16 protein-coding genes and 3 tRNA genes are annotated in these 17,397 nt (G+C 45.0%); 10 read left to right on the top strand and 9 right to left on the bottom strand.

Annotated elements, in window-relative coordinates; all coding sequences use genetic code 11:
* Window positions 1-22: 22 nt before the first annotated feature.
* A complete protein-coding gene (locus IPJ02_09800; GenBank protein ID MBK7375828.1) occupies window positions 23-739 on the bottom strand; it encodes an outer membrane beta-barrel protein in 717 nt (238 codons plus the stop codon).
* A gap of 329 nt (window positions 740-1,068) precedes the next feature.
* On the opposite strand from IPJ02_09800, the gene IPJ02_09795 reads away from it, so the two are divergent.
* The 3 genes from IPJ02_09795 (at window position 1,069) to IPJ02_09785 (ending at window position 2,493) form a co-directional block, all read left to right on the top strand.
* Window positions 1,069-1,145: transfer RNA gene (locus IPJ02_09795), tRNA-Ile, on the top strand.
* 373 nt (window positions 1,146-1,518) lie between these two features.
* Window positions 1,519-1,821 carry a GIY-YIG nuclease family protein gene (locus IPJ02_09790; GenBank protein MBK7375827.1) on the top strand — a complete coding sequence of 101 codons (303 nt, stop codon included), beginning with the start codon at window positions 1,519-1,521 and terminating at the stop codon, window positions 1,819-1,821.
* Window positions 1,822-1,878: 57 nt separating this feature from the next.
* Window positions 1,879-2,493: an HAD family phosphatase gene (locus IPJ02_09785; protein ID MBK7375826.1), complete on the top strand. Its 615-nt coding sequence runs from the start codon at window positions 1,879-1,881 to the stop codon at window positions 2,491-2,493.
* 6 nt (window positions 2,494-2,499) lie between these two features.
* Here IPJ02_09785 and IPJ02_09780 read toward each other — a convergent pair whose 3' ends face one another.
* A complete protein-coding gene (locus IPJ02_09780) occupies window positions 2,500-2,739 on the bottom strand; it encodes a hypothetical protein (GenBank protein MBK7375825.1) in 240 nt (79 codons plus the stop codon).
* 166 nt (window positions 2,740-2,905) lie between these two features.
* Here IPJ02_09780 and IPJ02_09775 point away from each other — a divergent pair, with 166 nt between their 5' ends.
* The 6 genes from IPJ02_09775 (at window position 2,906) to IPJ02_09750 (ending at window position 10,886) form a co-directional block, all read left to right on the top strand.
* Window positions 2,906-3,370: a ribosome maturation factor gene (locus IPJ02_09775; protein MBK7375824.1), complete on the top strand. Its 465-nt coding sequence runs from the start codon at window positions 2,906-2,908 to the stop codon at window positions 3,368-3,370.
* 70 nt (window positions 3,371-3,440) lie between these two features.
* Window positions 3,441-4,691 carry a transcription termination/antitermination protein NusA gene (nusA, locus tag IPJ02_09770; protein MBK7375823.1) on the top strand — a complete coding sequence of 417 codons (1,251 nt, stop codon included), beginning with the start codon at window positions 3,441-3,443 and terminating at the stop codon, window positions 4,689-4,691.
* A gap of 75 nt (window positions 4,692-4,766) precedes the next feature.
* Window positions 4,767-7,562, top strand: coding sequence for a translation initiation factor IF-2 (infB, locus tag IPJ02_09765; protein MBK7375822.1), 2,796 nt, complete (start codon window positions 4,767-4,769; stop codon window positions 7,560-7,562).
* Window positions 7,563-7,777: 215 nt separating this feature from the next.
* A complete protein-coding gene (locus tag IPJ02_09760) occupies window positions 7,778-9,154 on the top strand; it encodes a peptidylprolyl isomerase (protein MBK7375821.1) in 1,377 nt (458 codons plus the stop codon).
* Between the two features lie 114 nt (window positions 9,155-9,268).
* The gene (gene hflX / locus IPJ02_09755) at window positions 9,269-10,462 is read left to right on the top strand and encodes a GTPase HflX (protein ID MBK7375820.1); all 1,194 of its coding nucleotides are present in this window, start codon (window positions 9,269-9,271) and stop codon (window positions 10,460-10,462) included.
* Between the two features lie 121 nt (window positions 10,463-10,583).
* Window positions 10,584-10,886 (top strand): Rieske 2Fe-2S domain-containing protein, encoded by a 303-nt coding sequence (locus IPJ02_09750; protein MBK7375819.1) that lies wholly within the window; start codon window positions 10,584-10,586, stop codon window positions 10,884-10,886.
* A 1,098-nt stretch (window positions 10,887-11,984) separates the two neighbouring features.
* Here IPJ02_09750 and IPJ02_09745 read toward each other — a convergent pair.
* The 7 genes from IPJ02_09745 to IPJ02_09715 all read right to left on the bottom strand — a co-directional run bounded on the left by IPJ02_09745 (window position 11,985) and on the right by IPJ02_09715 (window position 16,616).
* Window positions 11,985-12,428: a hypothetical protein gene (locus IPJ02_09745; protein MBK7375818.1), complete on the bottom strand. Its 444-nt coding sequence runs from the start codon at window positions 12,426-12,428 to the stop codon at window positions 11,985-11,987.
* An 880-nt stretch (window positions 12,429-13,308) separates the two neighbouring features.
* Complete coding sequence (locus IPJ02_09740) at window positions 13,309-14,226, bottom strand: pirin family protein (GenBank protein MBK7375817.1); 918 nt, start codon at window positions 14,224-14,226, stop codon at window positions 13,309-13,311.
* A 266-nt stretch (window positions 14,227-14,492) separates the two neighbouring features.
* Window positions 14,493-14,993, bottom strand: a complete 501-nt coding sequence (locus IPJ02_09735; GenBank protein ID MBK7375816.1) for a GNAT family N-acetyltransferase — start codon at window positions 14,991-14,993, stop codon at window positions 14,493-14,495.
* Window positions 14,990-15,292, bottom strand: coding sequence for a DUF1778 domain-containing protein (locus IPJ02_09730; GenBank protein MBK7375815.1), 303 nt, complete (start codon window positions 15,290-15,292; stop codon window positions 14,990-14,992). The genes IPJ02_09735 and IPJ02_09730 overlap by 4 nt, the downstream gene beginning before the upstream one ends.
* Before the next feature lie 201 nt (window positions 15,293-15,493).
* Window positions 15,494-15,567 (bottom strand) — tRNA-Asn (locus tag IPJ02_09725).
* A gap of 539 nt (window positions 15,568-16,106) precedes the next feature.
* On the bottom strand, window positions 16,107-16,280 hold the full coding sequence (locus tag IPJ02_09720; GenBank protein MBK7375814.1) for a hypothetical protein: 174 nt from the start codon (window positions 16,278-16,280) through the stop codon (window positions 16,107-16,109).
* Window positions 16,281-16,433: 153 nt separating this feature from the next.
* Window positions 16,434-16,616, bottom strand: coding sequence for a hypothetical protein (locus IPJ02_09715; protein MBK7375813.1), 183 nt, complete (start codon window positions 16,614-16,616; stop codon window positions 16,434-16,436).
* A 593-nt stretch (window positions 16,617-17,209) separates the two neighbouring features.
* Between IPJ02_09715 and IPJ02_09710 the strand changes: the two genes are divergently transcribed.
* Window positions 17,210-17,282 (top strand) — tRNA-Gly (locus IPJ02_09710).
* Window positions 17,283-17,397: the final 115 nt, after the last annotated feature.

Here is a 17,397-nt window from a genome sequence, read left to right as displayed (position 1 = left end):
AGAATATTGTTTGGTGAAACGGTTAAAGTCCGCTGATACACAGGCCGATCTGGAAGAGCTTTACATCGGCAGCAACTCCGTCTTTGAAAATATTATTAAGCTGGTAGTTGGCCACCACCGAAAAATTACCATAGCCCACCCTTGCGGTTGCCGCTATGCGGGTTGAATTAAAGAAGCTTTTACTTGTTTCCTTTGCGGTATAGTTGTTCAGGGTCTTTCCGTCCTTATCCAGCAGGGTCTTTCCCTTTGTATGAACATTTATTACGGTACCCACTTTAAAACCAAGGGCGGCTTTAATGGTCTTGGTATCGCTTTCGGGGTCAGCCGTAAAACGCAATTCGATGGGCACTTCTAAAAAAGCCGTGGTCAGCTTGTATTTTTTAAACCGGTTCAGGCTGTCTAAATTATTGAAGGGCAGTTTGTTTGTTTTTGATTTTACATCAATGCTCATGTTCTTAAAATACATATTGCTTGTGCCAACACCCAATCCAAAAGCAACACTAAAACGGGGATTGCCCTTAAAACGCTGGTCTAACATCACGTACACATTAGCGCCCCTCGCAAATCCTTTTTTGTGCGACTTAATGCTGTCGGGGGTTCCTATCCAGTGATCCGAGGTCAGTTGCAGCATGAAATGGTCGCCTGTCTGCGACATAAAACCACCTGCTTTCTTTTTGGTCTGGGCTGATAGGGTTGTAACGAATAGGGAGGCAAGAACAACAAATACTATTTTCTTCATAAGTAATTTTGAAGTTGCAAATTAACGGCAAATAATCTAACGAAGCGTTAAATTAAACAGGTTTGACTATATTTGCAGCCTCATTCTTCAAAACTGTATTGAAGAGAGGGCCTATAGCTCTCCCGATAGCTATCGGGAGGTTAGAGCATCTGACTCTTGGCGAATTTAGATTGTCATCAAAAGAGATGCAAGTTTTTGAAATTAATTTCTATAATTGCTTGGTTTACCGGGCCAGGCATTTAAAATAAATCCTTCCTGCATAGGAAAGGGTCCATAGCTCTCCCGATAGTTATCGGGAGGTTAGAGTCCCTGACTTATAATTAAGGAAAGGGCCTATAGCTCAGCCGGTTAGAGCATCTGACTCATAATCAGAGGGTCCCTGGTTCGAGCCCAGGTGGGCCCACCAAAACCTCACAAAAAGATCTGTGAGGTTTTTTTCAATGAACATACTCATAATCAGAGTTCCGATAGCTATCGGAACTGGTTCGAGCCCAGGTGGGCCCACCAAAACCTCACAAAAAGATCTGTGAGGTTTTTTTCAATGAACATACTCATAATCAGAGTTCCGATAGCTATCGGAACTGGTTCGAGCCCAGGTGGGCCCACCAAAACCTCACAAAAAGATCTGAGGTTTTTTTCAATGAACATACTCATAATCAGAGTTCCGATATTCGTCTGGGATAAACCTGACAGAAACAGCAAGATTTCTTGTCTTTAAAAACATAAAAGTCAGCGACAGACCTCAAGAATGAGGGTGCTGATTTTATTTGTTTTGCCTGATGGCAGCCTATGTTTACATATTGTATAGTCCTTCGGATGATTCATTTTATATTGGGGCCACTACAATCAGGCCGGAAGAAAGGCTTGGCAGACATCTGGAGGGGTATTATGAAAATAAGTTTACAAGAAAAGTAAAGGACTGGGAGTTATTTTTACAAATAGAGTGTGTTTCCATGGAACAGGCATTGCTGATAGAGAAGCACATTAAAAAAATGAAAAGTAAGGTCTATATTAGTAACCTGAAGAAATTTTCTTCTATCATTGAAAAACTTAAAATAAAATATTCCATACCTGATTCATAATCAGTTTCGATGAATAGAGGGATTAACGGAATCGGCATGGTTCCGCTTTTTAGTAAAATGAAAGCCATTAAAAATATCATTTTCGACTTAGGGGGCGTATTGCTGGATATTGATACCGGCAAAACAAATGAGGCATTTGAAAAACTGGGCGTAGCAGATTTTAAAAAAAACTACTCTCTTCAAAAAGCAGATACGTTGTTTGATGAGCTGGAAAAAGGGAAGCTGACAGAAATGGAGTTTTATACCGGCATCCGGAAGATAAGTGGCCTGCCGATAGCCGATAATGATATCCGGGATGCCTGGAATGCTCTGATACTTGATTTCAGGACAGAAAGTTTACGGTACCTGGAACAGTTGAAGCAGCGGTATGACCTGTATCTTTTAAGCAATACCAACAGCATACATTATACTGCTTTTCACCGGCACTTCAGGACGCAAACGGGCAGGGAAGACTTTGATGACCATTTCACCAAAGCGTACTACTCGCATCATCTTGGCTTAAGAAAACCGGAAAGGGAAATTTACCAATTTACCCTGCAGGATGCCGGTATTGTTGCAGCAGAAACCTTGTTTATTGATGACCTGCTGAAAAACATTGACGCGGCTGCCCTGTTGGGTATCAACACGTATCATTTGCAGGCAGGAGAAAGAATTGAAAACATACCGTTTTGACCCGGGTTACTTTACCTCCTCAAATTCGATGTAGTCTTCCCTGGCAGGCTGGGTTTTTTCTTCTTTTTGAGCAGTAAATGAGCTGGATTCCTGCTTTTTCATCTGCTCATCCATCCGGCTCTGCATTTCCCCCATTTTTTGCTTTACCTGCCTGGTGGTTTGATAAACAGGGATGATAAAGTCGAAGATTAGCTTGTAAAGCAGGTATAGTACAAACAGCTCGAAAAGTATTTTTAAGATGCTCATGGCTCAAAGGTACATACCAAATAAACCGGATGTTGTTAAAATAAAAATAACAGTCGGCCGGTGATTTTTGGGGTTACAATTTTGGCAGTTACAGCCACACAACCTATATTTGCAACTGACAAAGAAACAAATGAAGGGAACGGAGGCGTTCCCTTCTTCTTTTATCATGACCCAGGATTCACACATACAGACCGTTGAAAAACTGATCGGGCCGTTACTGCAGGAGGATGTTTTCCTGGTGTCGGTGAAAATAAAGCCGACAAACAATATAAAAATATACCTGGATGCGGATGGCGGCTTGGGGATCGAGAAATGCATCAGGATAAACCGGGCGCTTTATAAAGTAATGGAAGAGAAGGGTTTGTTCCCGGATGGCGACTTTTCGCTGGAGGTTTCAAGCCCGGGAATTGACGAGCCGCTGAAGTTGCTGCGCCAGTATAAAAAGAATATTGGCCGGAACGTGGAGGTAACGACCCTGGACGAAGCAAAAAAAGAAGGCAGGTTGACAGGCGTTGCGGAAGACGGGATCATCATTGAATACACGACCGGAAAAGGAAAGAAAGCAGAGACGAAGCAAGAGGAGATCTCCTTTGACAACATCAAACAAACAAAGGTTCTTGTAAAATTTTAATTATAAACAAAACCCCCACCCGGCGGGGAAATGATCCCGATAATTATCGGGAGAGCAGCCGGCGAGGATTATGGCAAGTATTAACTTAATCGATTCCTTCCAGGAATTTAAAGATGCGGAAAACATTGACCGGCCAACACTGATGAAAGTGATGGAAGACGTGTTTAAAACACTGATCCGTAAAAAATACGGCAGCGACGAATGCTTCGACGTTATCGTGAACGACCAGAAAGGCGACCTGGAGATCTTTCGCCGCCGCACCATTGTGGAAGACGATGACCTCTACAATACGCTGACCGAAATTGAATACAAAGACGCCATCAAAATAGAACCCGACTACCAGGTTGGGGAAGAGTTATATGAAGAAGTGGATATCCAGAAGGAATTTGGCCGCCGGGCGATCCTGGCCGGCAAGCAAACCCTGGCTGCCCGTATCAACGATCTGAAGAAGAACATCCTTATAAAAAAATACGAAGACCGCATCGGGGAGATCGTGAGCGGGGAAGTTTACCAGGTTTGGAAAAAAGAAGTGCTGTTGCTGGATGAAGAAGGCAATGAAATGCTGCTTCCCAAATCGGAACAGATACCTACCGATTACTTCAAAAAGGGTGAAACCGTGAGGGGCGTGGTTAAAAAGGTAGAACTGAAGAACAGCCAGGCGGTGATCATCATTTCAAGGACCAGCCCGGTATTCCTGGAAAAACTACTGGAGATCGAAGTACCGGAAATCTTTGATGGCCTGATCGTGGTTAAGAAAATTGTGAGGGACCCGGGTGAAAGGGCAAAGGTAGCTGTTGAAAGTTATGACGACCGGATCGACCCGGTAGGCGCCTGCGTGGGTATGAAAGGAAGCCGTATCCATGGTATTGTACGGGAACTGAAAAATGAGAACATTGATGTGATCAACTGGACAAGCAATATCCAGTTGCTGATACAGCGTTCATTAACTCCGGCCAAGATAACCAGCATGGAAATTGATTCAGAGAAAATGCACGCCAATGTTTTTCTTAAACCCGACCAGGTTTCCCTGGCCATTGGACGCAGGGGCGTCAATATCAAGCTTGCCTGCGAACTGACCGGTTACGAGATCGATGTATTCCGGGATAACGAAGGAGAAGAAGAAGAGTATGATATTGACCTTGACGAATTCACCGACGAGATCGAACCATGGATCATTGACGAGCTGAAAAGAGTGGGATGTGATACCGGGAGGGCCGTGCTGGACCTGACCGCAGAAGAACTGGAGCGCAGGACAGACCTGGAAAAGGAGACCATTGACGAAGTAAGAAGGATATTAAAAGAAGAATTTGAAAACGAATGATTGCCCTGAAAATTTAATTGGGTAATTTAAAAGAAAAATAAGCCTGGGTTTTAAGAACAGGCAAACAAAAAACAAATGTCAGAAGTAATAACACCAAGGTTGATGGCTGCCGCCAAAGAGTTTAACATAGGTAAGGATACCTTGGTAGACTTTCTTGTATCCAAAGGGTTCAATGAAGAGGACCTGAAGCCTACTTCAAAACTGACCGAATCCATGTACCGGGTTCTGCAAACAGAATTCCAGCAGGATAAGGTTGCCAAGCAGAAAGCGCAGCAGATAGACCTTCCGAAGGGAGCAGCAGCGGGCGAGCCCAAGAAGAAAAAAGACGAAGAAGACCTTTCGTTCAAGAAAAAAGAAACAGCCAAAGAAACAAAACCTGCAGAAGAAAAGCCTGCGGCCCCGGTTGCAGAAGAACCAGCCAAGGCCGAACCGGCGAATAAAGGAACAAAGGGAGCAGCAAATACCGAGGTAACAAAGATCAAAGCGCCTGAACTGGAAACACCCAGGGTGCTTGATAAGATAGACCTTGATTCGATCGATTCTTCCACCCGCCCAAAGAAGGGTGCAAAGAAAGCAACAGCCAAAACAGCAGCAGAAGAAGAAGAAGAAAAGAAAACGGAAGCCAAAAAAGGCAAAAAGGAAAAACCTGCTGAAGAAGTAAAACCGGAGGCGCCCGCAGTTCCGGAACCACCGCAGCCGGTCATAGAAAATATACAGGCAAAAAAATTATCCGGTCCCAAGATCATGGGTAAGATAGAACTGCCCGTTGAAAATGATACCCGGCCCAAGAAGGACAGCGAAGAAAAGCGGAAGCGTAAACGTATTCCCGTAGAACGGAAACCCGGAACAGGAACCGGACCGCAGGACAGAAGGCCCGGACAGGCTCCCGGCGGCCCTTCTACAGCAAACCGGGGCGATAACCGCTTTAACCGGAGCAAACCAGGTACCGGAAGAAGAGAAGAAAAAGTAATTGATGCGAAAGAGATACAGGATAAACTGAAGGAAACACAGGCCAAACTGGCCGGGGCAGGGGGACGTGGAAAAAGCCTGAAAGCAAAATACCGGAAGGCAAAAAGAGAAGAACACGCCGAACACGCCGGTGCAGAAACGGATCAAAGCAATAAGCTGCAGGTTACTGAATATATATCGGTGAGTGAACTGGCCAACCTGATGGACGTAAGCTTTGCGGATGTGATCAGTAAATGCATGAGCCTGGGCATCATGGTCTCCATTAACCAGCGCCTGGAAGCGGATGTGATCGAACTGGTTGCAAGTGAATTTAATTTTGAAGTGGAATTCATCGGAGTGGAAGATGCCAATGACCTGGATTCTGAAGAGGAAGAAGACCAGGAAGAAGACCTGAAACCCAGGGCGCCGATCGTTACCATCATGGGTCACGTTGACCATGGTAAAACCTCCCTGCTTGATTACATAAGAAATACAAACGTTATTGCCGGTGAGGCCGGAGGTATAACGCAGCATATTGGTGCCTATGAAGTAACCCTTCCGGATGGAAGGAATATCACGTTCCTGGATACGCCCGGTCACGAAGCCTTTACGGCGATGCGGGCCCGGGGAGCCAAGGTTACGGATATTGCCGTGATCGTGGTGGCTGCCGATGATGCCGTGATGCCGCAGACAAAAGAGGCCATTTCGCATGCACAGGCAGCGGGGGTGCCAATGATCTTTGCCATCAACAAAATGGATAAGGACGGCGCCAATCCCGATAAGATCAAAGAACAACTGGCTGCCATGAATGTACTGGTTGAAAGTTGGGGCGGTAAATACCAAAGCCAGGAGATCAGTGCGAAAAAAGGATTGAATATTGACCTGCTTCTTGAAAAAATATTACTGGAAACAGATATCCTGGAACTGAAAGCAAACCCCGACCGGGAAGCAAGCGGTACCATCATCGAAGCAACCCTTGATAAAGGCCGTGGTTATGTGGCAACGATCCTGGTTCAGAACGGAACACTGCGTGTTGGCGATATGATCGTATCAGGCCAGTACTTCGGTAAGGTGAAAGCCATGTATAATGAACGTAACCAGCGGGTGGACAAAGCGCCGCCGTCGACACCTGTTTTGATCTTAGGACTGAATGGTGCACCCCAGGCGGGAGAGACCTTCAAGGTTTTTGAAAACGAGAGCGACGCCCGGGCCATGGCGTATAAACGCGGACAACTATTGAGGGAGCAGGGTATGCGTGCTAAAAAGCATATTACCCTGGATGAGATCGGCCGTCGTCTTGCACTGGGAAGTTTCAAAGAACTGAATGTGATCATCAAGGGCGATGTGGACGGATCGGTGGAAGCATTGAGTGATTCCCTGCAGAAATTAAGCACAGAAGAAATTGTTATACGGGTGATCCATAAGGCCGTGGGCGCCATCACCGAAAGTGATGTTACGCTGGCCAATGCTTCGGATGCGATCATCATCGGCTTTAACGTACGTCCTTCACTCCAGGCAGCCAGGATGGCGGAACATGAGGCGATACAGATCAAACTGTATTCCATCATTTACAACGCCATTGAAGAGATCAAGAGCGCCATGGAAGGCATGCTTGAACCGGTGGTGGAAGAAAAGATACTTGCCAATGTGGAGATACGGGAAGTGTATAAGTTTGACAAGGCCAGTGTGGCCGGTTGCTTTGTACTTGACGGCAAGATGGCCCGGAACAACCGGATCCGGCTGGTACGTGATGGCATTGTAATATTCACCGGCGAACTGGGAAGTTTAAAACGCTTTAAAGACGACGCCAAAGAAGTTACTTCCAGCATGGAGTGCGGGTTGACCATAAAAAATTACAACGATATAAAGGTCGGCGATATCGTGGAGGCATTTGAAGAAGTGGAAGTGAAGCGGACTTTGTAAGAAGAGCGATACAAGATACGGGATGCCAGATACAGGATGGTTTGAAAACTTTAAATAACTTTTTAAATAATCGGACTCTATCTGGTATCCTGTATCCGGAATCTGGTATCCTGTATCCGGCATCTCAATCTTTTGTTAAATGAACCGGGGTCCGGGCAGGGTATTGACGCAGAGGTTTACTTTTGAAGGCTTATTGCCGGTTTAAATTGTGATCAATGAAAAATTATTTTTTACTTTTTGTTTCAGTAATCGGGTCAGTGTTTTCTGTTGCTGGCCAGGCCACCCAAACCAAAGGGATTGTAGCGGATAAGATCCTTGCGGTGGTTGGAGATAAAGTGGTACTGAAAAGTGATATTGATAACAGCATTATTGATATGCAGCGCCAGGGCGTGGAAGTACCTGAGAATGCCCGCTGCCAGGTGCTGGAGCAGGCCATGGGGATCAAAGCGCTTGTGCTGCAGGCCGAAAAAGACTCTCTGCCTGTAACCGACGAAGATGTGGAAACCATTATTGATAACCGCATCCGCAGTTTTATCGCACAGTTCGGTTCTAAAGATGAACTGGAGAAAATTGCCGGCAAAACGATCTACCAGCTTAAAGAAGATTTTAAAGAGCCCATCCGTGACCAGGAACTTGCTAAAGCCATGCGTAGTAAAGTGGTGGAAAACGTACGCATCACCCCCAACGAAGTAAATGCGTATTTCAGCAAAATACCAACGGACAGCCTGCCTTATTATGAAAGCGAACTGGAGATCAGCCAGATCGTAGCCTATCCCAAAGCACACCGGGATGCAGAAGAATATTGCGTTCAGCAACTGAAAGAATATAAAGAGCAGATCGAGACCGGCCGGAAAACCTTTGAGTCGGTCGCCAGCCTGTATACCCAGGATCCCGGCAGCAAAGAAACCGGCGGATATTATGAAGTGAACCGGTATTCAAAAGAACTGGATCCTATCTGGCTTGGTAAGGCGTTTACCTTAAAGGAAGGACAGGTCTCCAATCCATTTAAAACAAGGTTTGGTTATCACCTCATGCAGCTGGTAAGCCGCAATGGTGATGATGCCGCCGTAAGGCATATCTTATTGATACCGCAGGTTACTTCTGTGGAGATCAGGGCCGAATTAGAGAGATTGGATTCGGTAAGGGCCAAACTGATAGCCGGAACAATGGATTTTGGAGAAGCGGTTAACAAATACAGCAACGACGATGAACATAAATTTACCGGTGGCCAGCTTTTGGGCCGCGACGGAAGCGGGTACCTGACCATCGACCAGCTTGACAAAGACATGGTACTGATGCTTAAGAATCTTAAGGTTGGTCAATATTCACAGCCAACCGAGTTTACCGATGAGCGGGGTAGGAAGGGAGTTCGTATCGTTTATTTAAAAACAAGGTCGGAGCCGCACCGGGAGAACTTAAAGGATGATTACAACCGTATAGGGCAAAGGGCGCTGGAAGAAAAAAAGAACATGGTGCTGGAACAATGGTTCATGAAAAAAGTGATCACCTACCATATCATGGTGGATGACGAATTTAAAAGCTGTCCCGAAATGAAAAAATGGTTACCGGAAAATACAGCATCAAAAAATTAAACAGAAAAAAAATATTCATAAACGTTCCGGTCACTGGCCGGAACGTTTTAATTTTAGTAAAGCCAGCACCCTGTCGGGACGGTATTACAGGCCTGACATCTAAAAGCAAACAAATTGATAGAGAATAAAAAAATAATCCGGCAGGAGGAAAATGCCATCCTTGTAGGGCTGGTTTGCAAAGAGCAGACAGAGCCCATGGTAAACGAATACCTGGATGAGCTGGCATTCCTGGCAGAAACGGCAGGCGCCCATGCGGTAAAACGGTTCACGCAAAAACTTCCGCACCCGGACAGTAAGATCTTTGTAGGCAAGGGAAAGCTGGAAGAGATAAAACATTTTATCCAGCTGAAGGGCAATATCAGCCTGGTGATATTTGATGACGAACTCACGGGATCGCAGATACAGAACATCGAAAAGGAACTGGGTGTAAAAGTGATCGACCGCAGTGACCTTATCCTCGACATTTTTGCCAGCAGGGCAAAGACAGCCCAGGCAAAAACACAGGTGGAACTGGCGCAATATCAATATATTTTACCAAGGCTGAAGGGAATGTGGAAGCACCTGGAACGCCAGGGCGGTGGTGTGGGAACAAGGGGTCCGGGTGAGACCGAGATCGAGACCGACAGGCGTATTGTAAAGGATAAAATAAGTTTGCTGCGCAAGCGGTTGGCAGAAATTGACAAGCAGGCTTTTACCCAGCGCAAAGACCGGGGCGAATTCATACGGGTGGCCCTGGTGGGTTATACCAACGTGGGTAAATCAACCCTCATGAATGTGCTCAGCAAGAGTGAGGTTTTTGCCGAGAATAAATTATTTGCCACGCTGGATACCACCACCCGGAAAGTTGTGTTTGAACAAACCCCTTTCTTGCTCAGCGATACCGTTGGTTTCATCCGCAAGCTGCCGCACCACCTGGTGGAGAGTTTTAAAAGCACGCTGGATGAAGTGCGGGAAGCCGATGTGCTGCTGCACGTGGTGGACATATCGCACCCCCAATATGAAGAGCAGCTGAACGTGGTGAATAAAACATTGGCCGAACTGGGCGCTGCCGATAAACCTACCATCACGGTTTTCAATAAGTTGGACAAATACGAGGAAGAGGCGTTTGATCAATGGCTCGACCCGGAAGTAAAGAAAGAGATACTGGATGATCTGAAACAGCGCTGGCAAAATGAAACTGCCGGTCATTGCGTGTTTGTGTCGGCTACGGAAAGGAGTAATATCGATGGTCTTCGTCAGTCGATCTTAAATGAGGTGCGGGAAATGTACCGGGTGCGTTATCCGTATAAGGCGGAGTTTTTTTATTAACGTTTCAAACGTCTTAAACGATTGAAACGACTTAAACGTTAGAAACGTCTTAAACGATTTAAAAAAAACCCCCACTATAAAAACATTTAACGACACTAACTGGTATAAGATCGCCGAAAGCATGGCCGAAATAAACTTTTCTGTCAATGGTCTTGCGGTAGTTACTGTTGCCGGCAGAACAATAACGGTAGGCATGGATAAGGAAAAGGAACAGCTGTTTGCCTGTGCCCATAAATGCCCGCATGCCGGGGGCTTGCTTGCCGATGGATATGTAGATGCATTTGGAAATATTGTTTGCCCGCTGCACCGCTACCGCTTCAATCCATATAATGGCCGCAACACAAGTGGCGAAGGGTATTACCTGAGAACTTTTTCAGCAGAGCTACGGGAAGATGGGGTATTTGTGAATATTCCCGGTCTTTGATCTTGTAGAAAGGCTTCGACAGGGCCGGGGTTATCAACATTGTGCATAAAAGATGTGGGGTACTCCTGAAAGCAATTATATATTTGCGCCAGTCAAGCCATTTGTTGTGCAGTACAAATGCCTTGCTTTGATCAGTATTCTTTTAACGATTACCACCAGCCTCTTTAACCAGGCAATGCTTTCACCTGAACTGCAAGTCCCAAAATATTATCAGCCTGTTTCTGCTGTCAGCAACATAGTTGGCTAACCGAGTGGATACAATACCTGATGAAAAACCATTTTTTAATGTTTCAAAGGTTTCCTGCTGCCGCTGTTGTGCGTTCCGCCAACAGCATAATATGTGTGTCCCGCTAACAATAAAATCCAGCGTAAAGCCGAAGTAACCACAGATAACACGGATGTGTTCATAGATTTACACGGATTATTATTTTCCCGCCCTGGTATATGTCCTCGCAGGCCGGACCCGGTCAACCTCCGCTAAGCCAATAAGCAGGGGTGGAAATTTTTTTTCAGGGGTTTCAGTGGTAAGCGGGGTTCTTCAGAGATAAACAAACGAAAATAATGGGGGTAAATAACAAGGGCCTGGGGGTATGATCAGGTAGCTTGCATAAGGGGTTCCGGAAAATCAAATCCTAATGGGTAGGTATTGCTAAACAAAATTCGAACCAGTTTTAAGGAGACCAGGAAAAATATAGAAAGAAGAGGTATTTACGGACCGGGATACAGATTACCAACGCTGTATTGCCTTGGGCCAACAGTAAAATCCTGAGCGAAGCCGAAGGAACCCAGAAGTGCACAAAGGAAATACAATACGAAGTACACAAAGAGCTTCCATCGCCAACCGCTCCCCCCGCTGGCGCAAGTGTTCCCGCAAACAATGCCTTTACCTGCAACAATGTTCATGTGATCACTGGTGCCTGCTGATTTACCCGGATTACATCCCAGTTGGATTCAAAATCCGGACGCAATCCGCTAGAATTATATGCCAACTCTTTTCAGCAACGTCCTCGGCCATACACAAATGCCGGGAGAGACGTTGCTGGGAAAAGGGGCCGCCAGGGTGGGGAATGGTTTTATCTGCAATGACGTCTTATTTTTTCACGGGAGTACTGGTCTCGAAATTTTACCTTGTGCAGTTGCACTTTGCGTGATCTTCAATCCATTTGCTTTACCGTAGGGACAATAATAATCAATGGCTGCCTGGGCTTCATTATATGTAAGGTCATATTCCACCACATCCCCCCGGGTAACCACATCGGCAGTATAATTATAGAAACTCCGGATTCCAAAAGCGCCAAAGTTTCCATACATCACATCGTTTTCATAGGTCCTTAATCCATCCAGGTTCCTGATAATGGTATATCCATAGTTTGTTTCCACTACATAATACCCACAGGCGTTATTACTATATACGACCCAGCCCCGCTCCTGCGAAAGCCAGTAAGAACTGTCATCATACACTACTACTGCTTCTTTACGGCAACTGGTAAATAAAACGACAGCGAAGGCTGCCAAAATTGAAATGGTAAAGATCTTTTTCATGGTTAATGTTTTTTATGATCAATGATTACAACAATGAGATGGCAAACAGTAGGCTAAGTTTGATTACAATTTGTTAAAATAAAAAAGCCCCGCAGAACCGGAGCGTTAAAAAATCCTTCGATCCGGCGCTGAAAAATCATTTCAGCAATTGGTTTTTAAAAATCCGGTCAAGGTCCGGTAGAATTCTACGGGCCCAGGTGATCCCGGAATCCTTTCGTTTTTATATTAGGCATTAAGGCGGAGAAGACTTGCGCCCGTGAGCAAAGCAGAGGAACCACAGATTACACAGATATGGTCACAGATCTACACAGATTATTATCCTGGGCGAAGCCGAAAAACCGCAAATCACGCAAAGTGAAAGCAACGCAAAGGGCGCAAAAGAATATTCATTACACAATAGAATCCCGTTCATTGAATATTGAGCATTCTTCCCGCCCACTGGCGCAAGTGTTCCCGCAACCAATGCTTTTTTACTGACAACAATGTCTATGGGATCACTTGTGCCTGCTGATTTACCCGGATTGTATCCGTAGTTGGTTTCAAAACCCGGACACAGTCCGGTAGAATTGTAAAGACCCAAGTGATCCCTTAATTACTTCTTTGCCAAATTGGGCATCAAGGTGGGGAACACTTGCGCCAGAATGGGGGGAGTCCGGTTGAATTGGAAGGCCCAAGTGATCCCGCAATTACTACGTTTGTATATTGGGAATTGAGGTGGGGAACACTTGCGCCAGTGGGGCCAGTGGGAATGCCGAATTTTGAAGGACGATCCTTTTTAGCATCACTTCCTTGTTCAATATTCCTTGTTCCTTGTTCGATATTCAATGAGGGCCCCGTTGAGAATTGAGCGTTGAATATTGATTATTGAATATTTTCCCCCTCAAGACAACAACCCCGGCTCCTTCCCACCCCCCGCCGGCTTCGACCTATCCTCCGGCAGCGGAACAAATTCCTGGTTATCATTCGGAGGTAATAGGATACGCCCCTGCTTCCAGTCTTCCTTGGCCTGTTCAATACGTTCCTTGCGGGAGGAGACAAAGTTCCACCAGATAAAGCGTTCGCCCAGTGGCTCGCCACCCAGGAGCATGAGGGTTGTGTGCTCACTGGCCAGGATCAGGGGATCATCTGCCTTACTGAATACCAGCATCTGGCCTTCGGGGTAGGTAATGCCGGAGATCTCAACGGCGCCTTTTACAATATAAAATCCCCGTTCTTCATGTTCTTTCGGCAGGACAAATCTTGCCCCCTTTTCAAGTATCACGTGCAGGTAAAACAGCGGGGAGTTTGTTTTTAACTGGTTGTTCAGTCCGTAGGCATTGCCGGCAATAAGTCGCATCCATACGCCCTTGTCGGTAAATACCGGCAGCTTATCGGGGGTATAATTATTAAAAGAAGGCATGGCTTCTTCGTCCTTTTCGGGAAGCGCCACCCAGGTCTGTATCATTTCCAGGTTGCCTCCTGCCAGGGCAGCAGGATCCTCAAAGCGTTCGGAGTGGGCGATGCCACGGCCCGCCGTCATCCAGTTCACTTCGCCGGGTCGGATGATCTGCTCCACGCCCAGGCTGTCGCGGTGGGTAACCTGTCCGCCGAAAAGATAGCTTACGGTGGAAAGCCCGATATGCGGGTGCGGCAGCACATCCAGGGATGAGGCGCTGGAGGGCACATCCGTCACCGGTCCGGCATGGTCCATAAAAATAAAGGGCCCCACCATGCGCCGCAGGCGAAAAGGAAGGATGCGCTTCACCTTCATGGACTGGCTGATGGCGGCATTGCGAGCCTCTATGATGATCTCGGGCATTGGGATGATTGTGGATACGAAATTAGAATAAAAGGAGTGATACTGTTTAATAATGAACAAGGAACAAGGAATGCCGAATTTCGAAGTATAATCCTTTTACGCATCACTTCCTTGCCTGCCTGCCGGTAGGCAGGTTCGATATTTTTAAATGTTCAATACCCAATACCCAATTCTCAATGTTCAAGTGATTCATCGTATCAGGATATTCTTTCTGTTTCGTGAGTCATGAACCTGGGATTTGGGTTTTCCCCTCTATATAATGCAGATCAATTAAACAGTTGTTCTACTGTCTGCATTGGTATAAACATCCGCGAACTATCCGGTAGAGAAACAAACCCATATTTCGTATAAAAGTCAGTTGCTTGCTGGTCAATTGGATCAACAATAACTGCCATGGATGCAGTACTGCCTGAAGCTGCGTCATAACTTCTTTTTAAAGCATCTATTAATAACAACTGTCCTGTTTTTTGTCCTTGAAATTTATTATCAACTGCTAAACGGCCTAATAATGTTACCGGCAGGTCTTTATATTTTGGAAGTTGTTTAATTATAGATTCAGGTAATTGAGACCTGGTGATTGAGCCATTGGAAAGTGTGTAATAGCCTTTGATTATTTTATTGTCATCAGAAAGAATAAAGCAAGCAGAAACCTTTCCTTTTACATCCTGTTTGGCTTGCTTTCGAATATAGTTATCTAAAATGGCTTTACCACAGAAGAACTTTGATTTCTCATGTGTGGTTGCCAACAGCGTTGTTATATAACTCATTTTACTGTTACTTGTTTTGAATAATGCTGCAAAGCCTCTTTTAATGCCTTATTGGGCTTCGGAGGATTAATAAGGGCATCAAAAAATACATTCCTGTCAGCTTCAGAAGAAAGCACCGCATTGTGCTTTTCAATAATATCAATAGCAACTTCCTGGGTTGTATGAATAACAAACTCGGACAATGATTTAAAGCCCCTTATTCTCGCTGCCCTTTCAAAAAGATCCTTTTGGCTACGGGAAAGCCTGGCATCAAATCTTGCCTGTGATTTTACTTTTGGTTTGGCTTTTATTTGATTCATGATAATTGATTTAAGCCAAATGTACGGTTATTTTCCGTACATTCAAATAATCCATTGTTAAAACTGATTTTCGCTCGCAATCTTGTTGAGGTAGGGTTTACTGGTCCTGTAGCATTTTTAGCCCTTTTCAAATGCCTGGAAGCAGCCCAATAAAAAAGAGTTATAGAATATAATTCTATAACTCTTATACTTTAATACCTGCTCCCCCTGTTGGACTTGAACCAACGACCCTCTGATTAACAGTCAGATGCTCTAACCAACTGAGCTAAGGAGGAATTATCCCGAACGTTTCCGTTTTGGGAGGGCAAAAATAAGGGATTTTAGGGGTTGTATGAAAAAAATAGGGTTTAAAGTTTGAGGTTTGAAGTTGGGTTTCGTTGAAAATGGGGAATGGAGGGGGGAAACGGGATCTGTTGGGGATGAAGGATGAAATTTTGTTGAAAATTGTTGAATGTTGTTTACGATGGTTAAAGGACCAGATGTCTGCTGCCTGGGCAGGAATGAAAATCGGAACTGGACCGATACATAAATCAGTGTAATCCGTTAATCAGTTTAATCCGTGGTTCAGACAAAGGGAGCGTTGAAAATTGTCGAAGCTGGTTGGAAATCGTTTGAGTCGTTGAACCCGTTTCAATCGTTGGGTCCCAAACGGCTTAAACGCTTGAAACGACTGCAACGGGTCCAGTATCTTAAACCAACCCTTCCAATCCCGGTAAATAAAAAGATCCCGGAATTAACGGGATCTGTCTTTGGCGCACTTTCTCCTATATAAACCCGATACCAATCGGGGGCGGCTATACTTTTATATACGGAATCAAAAGGCGTAATTTCTGCGGCTCACCATGGTCCGCCCCCTGCGCTGGATATCCCAGAGCTCGGCAGCACTGAAGGTGCGGGGCCTGGAAATGGTCTCTTTTACCACGTTTACCAGGTGCTGTACGTCCTTTTTGCTTAAGACAGTGATCGTGTTTTCTGATTGCTTTTTCATGACTATACTTTTTATACTTTATTTACTTCTGTTTACTTTTTTGTTTTCTCAGGCGGTTATTGCAGCGAATGTCAGGGCTACAATGGCCAGCAGGAGGATGTAAAATTTCATAACTGTACGGTAATTGGTTAATTAGTTGATCTGTTAATTCGTTCAGGCGAAATACCTCCTGCTTACCATGGTCCTGCTCCGGCGCTGGATATTCCACAGGTCGGCGGCGCTGAAGATCTTTGGCTGGGTAAATCCAACGGCCAGGGTTTCTTTTACTACATTCGTTAATTCTTTACTGTGTTCGGCACTGATTGCTGAGAACTGGTTGTTTGATTGCTTTTTCATGACTTTAGTTTTTATTGTTTTAATAGTTGGTTGCTTCTTTTTAAAAGTGAGCCGCTTTTTCGCTTCGCTTACTTTGATAACACAAAGATAAGGGGTTTTTTTAGTACTATGCAATATAAAGTACTAAGTATTTTTTAGTAATGGGCAATTGGTATTACCAAAATTCCAATTTAATTCATTTACGATCAATGAGTTAGAAAAGTTACCGTTTCTGAAAAATTTATTTTCCTATTATGAAGAATGGAAATAGGGATGTATGAATGGCAGGTTTTTGAGGAAATTCAAGTAAAAATGAAGAATTTAACCACAGATTACACGGATTACTGCACAGATGGCCACGGATTATCTGTGTAAATCTGTAAAAAATGAGCGGCAAAAGAGAAAAGTACAGGTAACCGCAAAGAACGCGGAGTATTTCGCAAAGGACGCAAAGCAACTTAGCGGGCTCTGCGTTGCACTTTGTCTTAGCGCCCTTTGCGGTTATTTCCTATTAATAATTATATTTATAGAGATATTCTGCGGCAGTAGCTCAGTTGGTAGTCCGCCAACCGGCGGATCCCAAGCTAAGGGTCTTTAAACAATATGGAATAAATGCGGCAGTAGCTCAGTTGGTAGAGCATTAGCTTCCCAAGCTAAGGGTCGAGAGTTCGAGTCTCTTTTGCCGCTCAATTAAAACATTTGCAAATAAGAAAGGCATTAGCTTCTCAAGCTAATCCCGATAGTTATCGGGAGAGAGTTCGAGTCTCTTTTGCCGCTCAGGGATAATGTTAGAATCGTTGCA

It is taken from the genome of Chitinophagaceae bacterium, from assembly GCA_016710165.1.
Lineage (GTDB): Bacteria > Bacteroidota > Bacteroidia > Chitinophagales > Chitinophagaceae > Ferruginibacter.
The sequence above is the reverse complement of the archived record's forward strand: the minus strand, read 5'-3'. Positions and strand labels throughout refer to the sequence as shown.